Origin of the sequence: Shewanella insulae (assembly GCF_009831655.1) — a bacterium.
In the GTDB taxonomy this organism is placed as follows: domain Bacteria; phylum Pseudomonadota; class Gammaproteobacteria; order Enterobacterales; family Shewanellaceae; genus Shewanella; species Shewanella insulae.
The window spans coordinates 442,815-455,127 of the sequence record NZ_WRPA01000001.1 but is presented as its reverse complement, the minus strand read 5'-3'; the positions used below and the strand labels follow the sequence as shown (position 1 = coordinate 455,127).

At 54.2% G+C, this 12,313-nt stretch carries 10 protein-coding genes; 2 read left to right on the top strand and 8 right to left on the bottom strand.

Annotation, left to right across the window (positions count from 1 at the left end; all coding sequences use genetic code 11):
• Positions 1-6: 6 nt before the first annotated feature.
• Positions 7-1,020: a Holliday junction branch migration DNA helicase RuvB gene (gene ruvB / locus GNT65_RS02030; RefSeq protein ID WP_160793437.1), complete on the top strand. Its 1,014-nt coding sequence runs from the start codon at positions 7-9 to the stop codon at positions 1,018-1,020.
• 1,080 nt (positions 1,021-2,100) lie between these two features.
• Positions 2,101-4,611 carry a TonB-dependent receptor plug domain-containing protein gene (locus GNT65_RS02025; protein ID WP_160793436.1) on the top strand — a complete coding sequence of 837 codons (2,511 nt, stop codon included), beginning with the start codon at positions 2,101-2,103 and terminating at the stop codon, positions 4,609-4,611.
• Positions 4,612-4,668: 57 nt separating this feature from the next.
• Here GNT65_RS02025 and gloA read toward each other — a convergent pair whose 3' ends face one another.
• The 8 genes from gloA to rsxA form a co-directional block, all read right to left on the bottom strand.
• Positions 4,669-5,079 carry a lactoylglutathione lyase gene (gene gloA, locus GNT65_RS02020; RefSeq protein WP_160793435.1) on the bottom strand — a complete coding sequence of 137 codons (411 nt, stop codon included), beginning with the start codon at positions 5,077-5,079 and terminating at the stop codon, positions 4,669-4,671.
• Between the two features lie 396 nt (positions 5,080-5,475).
• Positions 5,476-6,117, bottom strand: a complete 642-nt coding sequence (gene nth / locus GNT65_RS02015) for an endonuclease III (RefSeq protein WP_160793434.1) — start codon at positions 6,115-6,117, stop codon at positions 5,476-5,478.
• Positions 6,118-6,120: 3 nt separating this feature from the next.
• On the bottom strand, positions 6,121-6,819 hold the full coding sequence (locus tag GNT65_RS02010; RefSeq protein WP_160793433.1) for an electron transport complex subunit E: 699 nt from the start codon (positions 6,817-6,819) through the stop codon (positions 6,121-6,123).
• Entirely contained in the window at positions 6,812-7,450 is a 639-nt protein-coding gene (rsxG, locus tag GNT65_RS02005) for an electron transport complex subunit RsxG (RefSeq protein ID WP_160793432.1), read from the bottom strand. The genes GNT65_RS02010 and rsxG overlap by 8 nt, the downstream gene beginning before the upstream one ends.
• 20 nt (positions 7,451-7,470) lie before the next feature.
• Positions 7,471-8,523 (bottom strand): electron transport complex subunit RsxD, encoded by a 1,053-nt coding sequence (gene rsxD / locus GNT65_RS02000; RefSeq protein WP_160793431.1) that lies wholly within the window; start codon positions 8,521-8,523, stop codon positions 7,471-7,473.
• Between the two features lie 2 nt (positions 8,524-8,525).
• Entirely contained in the window at positions 8,526-11,147 is a 2,622-nt protein-coding gene (gene rsxC / locus GNT65_RS01995) for an electron transport complex subunit RsxC (protein ID WP_160793430.1), read from the bottom strand.
• Positions 11,141-11,710 (bottom strand): electron transport complex subunit RsxB, encoded by a 570-nt coding sequence (gene rsxB / locus GNT65_RS01990; protein ID WP_144204256.1) that lies wholly within the window; start codon positions 11,708-11,710, stop codon positions 11,141-11,143. The genes rsxC and rsxB overlap by 7 nt, the downstream gene beginning before the upstream one ends.
• A gap of 2 nt (positions 11,711-11,712) precedes the next feature.
• Entirely contained in the window at positions 11,713-12,291 is a 579-nt protein-coding gene (gene rsxA / locus GNT65_RS01985) for an electron transport complex subunit RsxA (RefSeq protein WP_160793429.1), read from the bottom strand.
• Positions 12,292-12,313: the final 22 nt, after the last annotated feature.

Sequence of the window (12,313 nt, the reverse complement as noted above, 5' to 3'; positions counted from 1 at the left end):
AAATAGATGATTGAAGCCGATAGGTTAGTTCACGCCCAGCCCCAAGGCACAGAGGAGCGGGACGAACAGATAGACAGAGCGATGCGTCCTAAGCTGTTGGATGAATACACGGGCCAGGACGATACCCGTGCTCAGCTTAAGGTGTTCATCGAGGCGGCCCAGAAGCGTGGAGAGGCCCTGGATCATATGTTGATCTACGGACCACCCGGCTTGGGTAAGACCACGCTGGCCATGATCGTCGCCAACGAGATGGGGGTTAACATCAAGTCGACCTCGGGCCCTGTGCTGGAGAAGGCGGGGGATCTCGCGGCCCTGCTCACTAACCTAGAGGCCGGTGATGTACTCTTTATCGATGAGATCCACAGGTTAAGCCCCGTGGTGGAGGAGATCCTCTACCCGGCGATGGAAGATTATCAGCTGGATATCATGATTGGCGAGGGACCAGCCGCCCGCTCCATTAAGTTAGAGTTACCGCCTTTTACCCTGATTGGCGCCACCACCCGCGCCGGCGCGCTGACATCACCGCTACGGGCTCGTTTCGGCATACCCCTGCGCCTCGAGTTTTACAATGTCAAAGATCTCAGCAGTATCGTTACGCGCTCCGCCAAGGTACTTGAGCTGCCAATCGATAATGAGGGCGCGGTGGAAGTGGCCAGACGTTCACGCGGTACGCCGCGTATAGCCAATCGTTTGCTTAGACGGGTGCGAGACTACGCCGAGGTGAAACATGACGGCGAGATCAACAAGGCCGTCGCCGAGAGTGCCCTGGATATGCTGGATGTGGATGTCGAAGGTTTCGACTATATGGATCGTAAACTGCTGCTGGCCATCATAGATAAGTTTATGGGTGGCCCGGTAGGCTTGGATAACCTGGCCGCGGCCATCGGCGAGGAGCGGGAAACCATAGAAGATGTGCTCGAACCCTTTCTGATCCAACAAGGCTTCATTCAGCGCACCCCAAGAGGGCGTATCGCTACCGCCAGAGCCTATCAACATTTCAACCTGATCCAGCCGGAATAATTGTCGAGGCGAATGCCTTTCACCTATCACATTGGTGAGTACGAATGGTAAGAAGCGTGGTCGAGAGGCCGCGCTTTTTTGTGTTTAGTGGCTGTTCATTAGGCTATCTGCACCTGATGTCTCTAGAATCTATTCCATTGCTGTTTACCCAGCGTCTCCGGGTATGAACAAATAATCAACGCTTGTAATCTGAGGCGTTCAATGAACACCTTTAAGAGTGTTCCGTGAGCGCGATAACCTAGCGGCTGTGTCGCTTTGTCGTTGCTGGGGGCTTTCGAATTTCTATTCAATCAGGCCGATGATTCGAGTCGGTTGCTTTCTCCCTATCCCTGAATCTTATTCCTGAGTCCATTAGTTCAAAATTTAAGCTAAGAGAGTTCCTGTTAAGGGAATAAAAGATACAAAACGTCACATCTATATTATTTAATAAGCCTAATTGTTAGTGATTTTGTTAATTCGCGGGAAAGCTTGGGTGTATTTAAATGAAAGTCTGATTTATATCCGCTTTATTAATTTTGTATGTGCTTAATCGTTAAATTTAAATACGTTAAGCCTGTAACTGATTTAATGCTGTGGGATGGAAGCGCGGTGGTGAGATAAGTTAACTAACGCTGTTTTTCTCCGCATTTGTAAAATATTGTAACAAGTGAGCCTAATTGCTTCTTAGCATCCTTATTCATTTAAGGATTAACTCGGCGGATTTGTTAATGGTGGCGTCTTTATGTACCTGCAGGGTAAAAATGCCGGATTGAAACATGTGTTTAGACCGTTTGTTTGTGACGGTGATCACACTTTTGTCTTTTGTGTGCGTTGTGATTGTGTTGCGGCTCTTACCGAGTAAAACACTGGCTCGGATCAAATTTTCTAGTTAATTAAACCAGCTGAATGCTTATTCACTCATCGGGATGAAATATTAAACTTGCAATGTTACTTAAATAATACCTGGTATTAACTTTTATTTTTCATTGGTTAATAAATTGGTGGGTTGACGCCTCTGGGGCGAAAGGAGAGTATCGAATTGAGCGTTGAATAAATAAAAGAACGGCGCCGAATAAAAATTGAATTAGGGAGTAGACCTACATGATTAAAACAAGCAGATTAGCTGCGGCAGTTAAATTAAGTTTAATTGCGACAGTGTCGACCAGCGGAGTTTTTGTTGCCAACAATGCCGTTGCTGCCGAAGAAAGTGCCTCTTTTGAACGTATCGCGGTAACGGGTTCACGCATTCAACGTCAGGACATGGAAACGGCTTCACCGGTTACCGTTATCGACGCCAGTGCCATTCGCGCCGAGGGTTACAACTCAGTCGATGAGATCCTACAGGCGCAACCTGCCATGGCCGGTATGGCAGTGGGTTCTACCACTAACAATGGTGCCGACGGTGTCGCCCAGGTGGATCTGCGTGGTATGGGCGCAAGCCGTACCCTGGTGCTGTTAAATGGTCGCCGCATGGTGAACTCAGGTTCGGGCGCCGACAGTGCAGTGGATTTAAACACTATCCCAGTGGCGATGATCGCCCGTGTGGAGATCTTAAAGGACGGTGCCTCGGCGGTTTATGGTTCTGACGCCATTGCCGGTGTGGTTAACATCATCACCAAGAAAGATTTCGAAGGTTTCCAGCTGGATATCAATGGCGGCGCGACCGACAAGGGAGATGGTGAGAACGTTGAGATCAGCGCGCTTTACGGTTTCAACACCGACGGTGGTAACTACACCTTTGGTCTGGCTTACTCAGACCGCGGCGGCGTGATGCAAAAGGATCGCGACTGGGTAGAGAAGGGCGCCAGTAGCTTCATCCCAACCGGATCGTTAGGCGGCAAGGTGCAAGACGAGGACGGCAACTGGGTCGATCGCACCGAAGGTTATGACTATACCCAGGACAGCTGGCTACAGACGCCAAACGAGCGTTACAGCTTCTTTGCCAATGCAACCCAAGAGTTTGCCAACGATATCGTCTTTACCGGCGACCTGCTTTATACCAAGCGGCAGTCTGAGCAGATGATGGCGGCGCAGCCAGCCTCTGTGATGTTGGATGTGTGCACACCAAGCTCGACAGGCAACTGTATCACACTAACCGACGAGATGATTGCCGGTGGTATCTCGCCTGACGATCAAGGCCGCGTGGAATACCGCAGAAGAACCACAGATGCGGGTAATCGTATCTACGAGCAAGACACTGACACACTACGTGTATCAGCCGGTCTAGCCGGTGAGTTCGACGTGCACACCGGCATCGCCTGGGATCTCTCTTACACCTATGGCAAGAACAAGGCCGAGACCTGGGTGCACAACTCAATCAATGCCAAGAATATGGAGCAGTCTGTCTATGACAACCAGGATGCCTGGTTTAGCGGCGACCCACTGTCCCAAGGTATTGTCGACGATATCAGCTACCTGGAAAGCACGACAGGTGGTAACGAGCAGCATATCGTCTCTGGCGTGATCAGCGGCGAAGCCTTCGACCTGGAAGCGGGCCCAGTGGCTTATGCGATTGGCGCCGAGTATCGCCATGACAGCGGCTACTACAATCCAGATCCAGTGATTGTCGCCGGTGAAGGCACTGCAGCCCAGCAAGATCCTACCGATGGAAGCTACAGCGTGGTGTCTGTCTATCAAGAGGTGAGCGTACCTTTCACCGATAAGCTAACCGGTGAATTTGCGCTGCGTTTCGATGATTACTCTACTTTTGGTAACGCATCGACCTGGAAGATAGGTTTGACCTATGAGGCGACCGACGACCTTATGCTTCGCGCCGTGGCGGCTACCGGTTTCCGTGCGCCAAACGTGAGCGAGCTGTTCGGGGGTAACGTAGGTTCATACGACTACCTGGACGATCCTTGGGGCAACGAGCAAGACCCACAGATCCTGGTGAACTACACCTCAGATCCCGATCTTAAGGCGGAGTCTTCAGAGTCTTACACTGCTGGTCTGGTCTACTCGCCAAGCTATATCGATGGCATGTCGCTGACCCTGGACTACTGGCGCTTCAAGATCACCGACGCTATCTCGCGTCTGGACGTTCAGGCAGGTCTGAATGCCTGTCACGCCGGTGATGCTACAGCCTGTGAAACCTTCGGCATCACGCCCGACGGTAACCTGGAGAACCTGACTAACCCGCTGACCAACGTGGGCTACCAAGACACCAGTGGTGTCGACTTTAACCTGGCTTACCGTTTCGAAGGCCTGGGGCTGGATTGGAGCATCAGCAACGATCTGACTTACCTGCTCGAGTTTGAACAGGATGGCATCGACTACACTGGCACCATCGGCGGTATGTTCGGTGGCTATGCTAAGGTGAAGAATAACTTCAGCGTTAAGGCGGGTCAGGGTGACTGGAGCCTGATGTACTCTAACCGTTATATTGGTGAGATGGACGACATCAACTATGGTGACACGGTTGATTCGGTGCTATACCACAACATCTCGGGTATGTACCACATCAACGACAGCATCACGGCAAGCCTGGGTGTGAAGAACTTCACCGACGAGAAGCCTGTGATGGTGGCAAGTGGTAATGAGGCGGGCACAGTGCCTGAGGTTTACGACACTATCGGTCGCCAGATCTACGGCGGTGTAACCGTTAAGTTCTAACGAGTCGTTGGAAATAAAAAAGCGCCCTAGGGCGCTTTTTTTATGCAAGTTTAACGATCAACCTAAGCCATGTTGGGCAGATTTCATCTGAATAAACTCTATCTTGTAGCCATCAGGGTCTTCCACAAAAGCGATCTCAGTCGTGCCACCGGCCACAGGGCCTGGCTGACGTGTCACCTTACCACCGGCGGCTTCGATAGCGGCGCAGCGGCTGTAGATATCCTCTTCACCAATGGCCAGATGGCCAAAGCCGGTGCCGAGATCATACTCGTCTGTATCCCAGTTGTAGGTGAGCTCGACCACGGCGGCGCCAGTCGCCTCTTCGTCGAAGCCAACGAAGGCCAGGGTATAGCGGTATTCAGGATTCTCAGACTTGCGCAGTAGCTTCATGCCCAGGATCTCGGTGTAAAAATGTATACTACGATCGAGATCGCCGACTCTCAGCATGGTGTGTAAAAGTTGTGCCATAAGGACCTCTTTTTAGGGAAATGCTAGGCTCAAGTATACCTTATTTATCCGCTATTTAAATCAGCTCTATCGGTTTGCTTGCTCAAGGATAGGCCGAGTAAAACAGGCTTAACTTGACATGATCCGGCTCACAAAATGCGGCTATCTCACTAGCGTTCAACCCGATGACTGAGATAATGAGATCTGGTTATTAGAGGAGATGTCGATGCCAACCGAATTGAAAATGGCCCTGGGATTAACGGTCACCATAGCAGTGTTTCTATCTGTGTTTTTTGTCTGTATGTTTTAATTCAGCAGCGAACCCTCGCTATTGAAACTGAAAAAAGCCGCATCTGCGGCTTTTTTATCTTTGATATTCAAGTGTTTTAACTTAAGAGCTAGCGTAAGCGTGAACGCCTATTCGTCTGGATAGACCTTCTCTTTGAACTCACACAAATTTTCAATCAAACAGCTGCCGCATCTTGGCTTGCGGGCGACACAGGTATAACGCCCGTGAAGAATAAACCAGTGGTGCACATCTACCTTAAACTCGGCCGGTACCACCTTCAACATCTTCTGCTCGACCTGATCCACGTTCTTGCCCATGGCAAATTTAGTGCGGTTGGCGACGCGAAAGATATGGGTGTCGACGGCAATGGTCGGCCAGCCGAAGGCGGTGTTTAATACCACGTTGGCGGTCTTACGACCCACACCGGGCAGGGCCTCGAGGGCTTCTCTGTCTTCGGGTACCTCGCCACCATGCTTCTCAAGCAAGATCTCGCAGGCCTTGATGACGTTGATCGCCTTGTTGTTATAGAGGCCTATGGTCTTGATATATTCTTTGAGTCCCTCTACGCCTAAGTCATAGATAGCCTGGGCGGTATTGGCGACCGGAAACAGCTTATCTGTGGCCTTGTTGACGCTCACGTCCGTGGCCTGGGCCGATAGGGTAACGGCAACTAGCAGCTCGAAGGGAGAAGAGAAGTTAAGCTCGGTCTCTGGCTTAGGGTTGTTATCGCGAAAGATCTCTAGAATCCTACGACGCTTCTCGGTATTCATAACTTAACTCACCTTGGTAATACGTGCGCGGGTGACGGCTGGGGCAGCCTCTGGGGCAGGTTTACGCGCCTCGAGCTGTTTGTCGATCATGTTCTTGACGGCGATGAGAAACCCCATGGCGATAAAGGCGCCAGGCGGTAGCATGGCCAGCAGAAAGTTGGTATCCACCTGCCAGAGGTGAACCGTTAGCCCCTTGGCCCAGTCGCCAAGGAGCAGATCGGCGCCGTCAAACAGAGTGCCCTGGCCCAAAACCTCGCGACAAGCGCCTAACAGCATGAGCACTAGGGTGAAGCCCAGTCCCATCATCAGGCCATCGAACGCCGCCTTAACAACGCTGTTGCGTGAGGCGAAGGCTTCGGCGCGGCCAATGATAACGCAGTTGGTGACGATAAGCGGCAAGAAGATCCCCAGTGACAGGTAGAGGCCATAGGCATAGGCGTTGATCAGCAGCTGCACACAGGTCACCAAGGCCGCGATGATCATCACAAACACCGGGATGCGGATCTCCTTGGGCACAAACTCTCGCACCAGAGAGACGAGCACGTTGGAGCCGACCAAGACTACCAGTGTCGCTAGCCCCAGCCCGATGGCATTGGTCAGGGTGGCGGTGACCGCAAGCAGCGGGCACAGGCCCAGGAGCTGTACTAGGCCCGGGTTATTCTTCCACAGTCCTTGCCAGGCGATATCGCGATAGTTACTCATACTGGACCTCACAGTTGGCAGGGCGGTTTAACAGGGTCTGCTTGTTGGCGTTAAAGTAGGCCAGGGTGCGCTTAACGGCGCCGACATAGGCCCTTGGGGTGATGGTAGCGCCGGTAAACTGATCGAACTGACCGCCATCTTTCTTCACCGCCCAGCGTTTATCTTGCTCGCCCTGAATACTCTGGCCCTTAAAGCCCAGTACCCAGGTAGACTTACGCAGATCTATCTTGTCTCCAAGGCCAGGCGTCTCGTTATGGTTGAGGGTACGCACGCCGAGAACCTCGCCCTTGGCATCGATGGCGACGATCAGCTTAATTTGGCCGTTATAGCCATCTGGTGCGACGGTTTCCATGGCGATGGCCACAGGTTCGCCGCCTTGGCTGGCGATGTAGGCGGGTAGGGGCTCATCTATGCCCAGCACGTCGGCGTCCTGGATCAGGATGCAGTGCTCGATCAGCGCGTTGTCATGTATCTCATCTGGGATGATCTGATGCAGGGTGCGCATCAGCTCGAGATCTTGCTGCTGCTTGATCCGCTCGAAGGTGAACTGGTTCACCAGGGCGACCAAGGCGGTACACAGGAGGGCGAATAACCCCAGTAAGCTAGCATTTTTGACGATAGAACGTTTCACTTCATACTCCTGCCGTGGGCTTAGCGGCTTGCTCTGTGGCCGTAGGCTCGGGGTTTGACATAATAATCGATAAAGGGCGCACACAGGTTTGCCAGCAGCACGGCAAAGGCAAAGGCATCGGGATAGCCGCCGAAGCTGCGGATCAGATAGACCAGCAGGCCGATCAGGGCGCCGAAGATCAGCCGCCCGCGGGTGCTGGTCGCCGCGGTCACGGGGTCAGTGGCGATGAAGAAGGCCGCTAACATGGTGGCGCCGGAAAACAGATGCATTAGAGGGCCCATGTGAGTATCAGGGCTCAGCAGATAACCTATGCTGGCGCAGACAAACAGGCTGGCCAAGATGGCGGTGCTTATCTGCCAACGGATCAGCTTAAGCTTGAGCATCACCAGGCCGCCAGCCAGGTAGGCGAGGTTGATAGCCGCCCAGCCGATGCCAAAGCCGTCGCTAAAGCTGGCCTTGGTTAGAATCTCATCCAGGGTCAGGCCTGTGGAGAGACCGGTCTTTACCGCATCCAGTGGGGTGGCCATGGTAACCCCATCGATGCCGGCCCGATAGGCGAGGATCTGCTCGGCATCGGCACCCTGGAAGATGATGCTCAGGCTCTGCATTAGTCCTATGTCATTCAGGGCGGCGCCGCTAGGGGCGACCCAGGTGGTCATCTGCACCGGGAAGGAGATCAGCAGCATCACATAGGCCGCCATGGCCGGGTTGAAGATGTTATTGCCTAGGCCACCATACAGTTGCTTGACGACTAATATGGCAAATACAACGCCGATGGCCGCAATCCACCACGGTGCCAGGGCCGGAATGGCCACACCTATGAGCAGACCTGTGAGGGCCGCGCTATTGTCGCTAATGGTCTTGCCCACGGGACGCGCACGCAACTTTAACACCGCCGCCTCTGTGGCCACTGCGATGGCAATAGCCAAGGCTATCTGGATCAGGGTTCCCCAACCGAAGAAGTAGCACTGGGCTAGCACGCCAGGTAGGGCGCACAGCATGACCTTAAACATCAGGCCGCGGGTTTGTGCCTTGGTGGATAGGTGTGGCGATGAGGCCAACTTAAATGCCATGATTAATCCTTGTGCTCATTGTTTGGGGTCTCTGCCTGGGCCTTGGCCAGTTTCTTCGCCTTGGCCTTAGCGACAGCGGCGGCTATCTTAGCCTTCTTGATGGCTTCAGGGGGGCTGGTCTTGTCGCCGTCTTGGGCACCGTCTAGGGCACCGTCTTGGTTATTGGTCTGGCTTTCACTGGGCGCGACTTGTTCATCGCTCGCGCTTGCCTGAGCGGCCTTCTTCGCCTTGGCCTTAGCGACAGCGGCGGCTATCTTAGCCTTCTTGATGGCCTCTGGGCTGCTGGCGTTGCCATCGTCTTGGGCTCTGTCTTGGGCTCCGTTTTGTATATTGGTCTGGCTTTCACTGGGCGCGGCTTGTTCATCGCTCGCGCTCACCTGAGCGGCCTTCTTCGCCTTGGCCTTGGCGACAGCGGCGGCTATCTTAGCCTTCTTGATGGCTTCAGGGGTACTGGTCTTGTCACCGTCTTGGGAACCGTCTTGGGCTCCGTTTTGTATATTGGTCTGGCTTTCACTGGGCGCGACTTGTTCATCACCTGCGCTTGCCTGAGCGGCCTTATTCGCCTTGGCCTTGGCGACAGCGGCGGCTATCTTAGCCTTCTTGATGGTTTCAGGGCTGCTGGCCTTGGCACCGTCTCGGGCTCCGTTTTGTATATTGGTCTGGCTTTCGCTGGGTGTGACTTGTTCATCACTTGCGCTCGCCTGAGCGGCTTTTTTGGCCTTAGCGCGTGCAATTGCCGCCGCGACCTTCTCTTTTTGGCTTAGGGGCGCATTGGCTTCGGTTTCCTGAGCGGGCGTTTGGCTTGTATCGCCGGACTCAGGCGCGTTTTGCGCCGCCTTCTTCGCCTTGGCGCGGGCAATTGCTGCCGCGACTTTTTCTTTCTGACTCAGAGTGGCTGAATCGCCATTGTCGGCACTCGTGGCTCGTGGCGTAGATGTTTGCTGCTCAGCCGTCTCTGTTGCGGTTGTGGCATCGCCTTTCTGGGCCGCCTTCTTAGCCTTAGCCCTTGCGATAGCGGCGGCCACCTTGTCTTGTGGTTTATCTGTGGTGCTGCCAGTTGAGCTTTGCTCATCTGCGGCCTTCTTGGCTTTGATCCTCGCCATAGCGGCGGCAACCGCGTCTTTATCTGAGCCGGTCATCTGGGCCTTGCGACGCTCGGCAGCCTGCTTGGCTTTCTCTTCACGGGCCCGTTTCTCCTGCTCGAGACGCAGGGTGCGGGAGTCGAATCTCTGTTTGGCAAGCTCTGCCTGTTTCTTCTCTTCCGCCTCTTGCCGCAAAGCCGATTTAGCGACGCGATAGTATTCCACTAAAGGAATGTCGCTGGGGCACACATAGCTGCAGCAGCCGCATTCGATGCAGTCCCGCAGGTTGTAGCTGGCGGCCTTGTCATACTCCTGGGCCTTGGCATGCCAAAACAGCTGCTGGGGCAGCAACTGCGCCGGACAGGCCTGGGCGCATTCACCGCAGCGGATGCAGGGCTGCTCTGGACTCGGCGGCGCGACCTCTTGCTCGCTTGGCATCAAGACACAGTTGGTGCCTTTGGTAATGGGCGCGGCAACATCGGGCAACATGTAACCCATCATGGGGCCGCCGATGATCACCGGCGCGTTTGTATCGCCCCTAAACTGCGCCACCTCTAGCAGGTGCTCGACTGGGGTACCGATAGGTACCCAGTAGTTGCCCGGCTTGGCGACATTCTGCCCAGTAAGGGTCACCACGCGCTCGATCAGCGGCATGTTGCGATAGACAGCTTGGGCAATGCTGTAGGCGGTACCGACGTTCTGCACCAGAATACCCAGGTTTGCCGGGATGGCGCCCGATGGCACCTCCTGCCCGGTTAAAATCTGGATCAGTTGCTTCTCGCCACCCGACGGGTAGAGAGTAGGGATCTTATTCACTCGCGCACAGTGATTCGGCAGCTGGCTACGATTGAGGGCATGTTCCATCTGCTCTATCGCCTTGGGCTTATTGTCTTCGATGGCGACAATGATCCGCTTGGGGTTGAGCAACTGATGGATGATGGCTATGCCGCGGACAATTTCGTCACACGCTTCCTGCATTAGTCTATCGTCAGAGCTGATATAGGGCTCACACTCGACGCCGTTGATGATCAGCAGCTCGATATCGCTTACCGGCTTAAGCTTGATATGGGTAGGGAAGGCTGCGCCGCCAAGACCGGCGATGCCTGCCGCCTGAATACGCCTGATGATGGTATCACTGTCCATCTCGGCGACCTGTTCCGGGCTCAGGGGGCCGTGAACGCTATCTGTCCACTGCTCCTGATGATCGTTTTCGATCACGCAGGTCAGCACCGGCAGCGCCGATGCGTGGTTGCTGGCGCGCTCTTCGATGGCAATCACTTTACCTGAGACGGGAGCATGCACAGGCAGATGGCGAAAACCTTCGCCCATGGTCAAGGCCTGGCCTTTGGTCACAGCGTCGCCGACTTTCACCGCTAAGGTGCAGTTTTCTCCTACACCCGGAACTGGGATGAGGTAGTGATCCGCTAAGGGCAGCCTGGCTATCTCACTCTGGTTAGAAAGCGATTTATGCTCGGGTGGGTGAATACCGCCGGGGATACGCCAGAGTGTGCCTTTATCTATCTGTTCTAACAAGGTTAACACTTAGATTCCTCGCTAATATTGACCACGGGTATGGCATTGAGCTGCCAGCTCCAGTTTTGTAGCGTTTCGGCCACGGGGATCATGTCGATGCAATCCACCGGGCAGGGCTCGACACACAGGTCACAGCCGGTGCAGTAATCTGTGATCACCGTATGCATTTGCTTACCTGTGCCCAGGATGGCATCGACCGGGCAGGCCTGAATACACTTGGTGCAGCCGATACATTCGGCCTCGCGAATAAAGGCAACCTTCTTTACTTGGGTCTCGGCGCTTGCGGTGAGCGGCTCTGGGTCGACCCCCATGAGCTCGGCAAGCTTCTCCATGGTGGCTGTTCCGCCGGGTGGACACTTGTTAATCTTTTCGCCGTTGGCAATCGCCTCGGCATAGGGGCGACACCCCGGATAACCGCATTGTCCGCACTGGGTCTGAGGCAGCAACGCCTCGGCTTGATCGATAATGGGGTCGCCTTCGACCTTAAATTTCTCGGCGGCGTAACCCAGTAGCGCGCCGAAGGCGAGGGCGAGTAATCCTAAAAGGATGATGGCAATAATAACTTGGCTCATGCTTAATTAACCAAACCTGTGAAGCCCATGAAGGCCAGAGACATCAGACCTGCGGTGATCATCGCGATGGCGCCGCCCTTGAAGGGAGCAGGCACGTCGGCGGCGGCGAGACGCTCACGCATGGCTGAGAAGAGGATCAAGACGATAGAGAAGCCAGCTGCCGCACCGAAACCATAGATGGCCGACTCGATAAAGTCATGCTTCTCATTGACGTTGAGCAGGGCAACACCCAGTACGGCGCAGTTGGTGGTGATCAGCGGCAGATAGATACCCAGGGCTCTGTGTAGGGCGGCGCTGGTTTTCTGTACCAGCATCTCGGTAAATTGCACCACGACGGCGATAACTAAGATAAAGGCCATGGTACGCAGATAGCTGAGATCGAATGGGGTGAGCAGATAGGTGTCAACCAGATAGCTTAAGATGGAGGCAAGGGTGAGCACGAAGGTGGTCGCCATCGACATGCCGATGGCTGATTCCAACTTGCTCGAGACGCCCATGAAGGGGCAGAGGCCGAGAAATTTAACTAATACAAAATTGTTGACCAGCACAGTGCCGACCAATAGGAGGAGATATTCGCTCATCTCAATGGGTTATCTATATCTA

What these genes read in the sequence shown, in the direction of transcription:
- ruvB (WP_160793437.1), top strand. Translation starts at nt 7, where the DNA reads ATGATTGAAGCCGATAGGTTAGTTCACGCCCAGCCCCAAGGCACAGAG.
- rsxB (WP_144204256.1), bottom strand. Translation starts at nt 11,710, where the DNA reads ATGAGCCAAGTTATTATTGCCATCATCCTTTTAGGATTACTCGCCCTC.
- rsxA (WP_160793429.1), bottom strand. Translation starts at nt 12,291, where the DNA reads ATGAGCGAATATCTCCTCCTATTGGTCGGCACTGTGCTGGTCAACAAT.
- GNT65_RS02025 (WP_160793436.1), top strand. Translation starts at nt 2,101, where the DNA reads ATGATTAAAACAAGCAGATTAGCTGCGGCAGTTAAATTAAGTTTAATT.
- gloA (WP_160793435.1), bottom strand. Translation starts at nt 5,079, where the DNA reads ATGGCACAACTTTTACACACCATGCTGAGAGTCGGCGATCTCGATCGT.
- rsxD (WP_160793431.1), bottom strand. Translation starts at nt 8,523, where the DNA reads ATGGCATTTAAGTTGGCCTCATCGCCACACCTATCCACCAAGGCACAA.
- nth (WP_160793434.1), bottom strand. Translation starts at nt 6,117, where the DNA reads ATGAATACCGAGAAGCGTCGTAGGATTCTAGAGATCTTTCGCGATAAC.
- GNT65_RS02010 (WP_160793433.1), bottom strand. Translation starts at nt 6,819, where the DNA reads ATGAGTAACTATCGCGATATCGCCTGGCAAGGACTGTGGAAGAATAAC.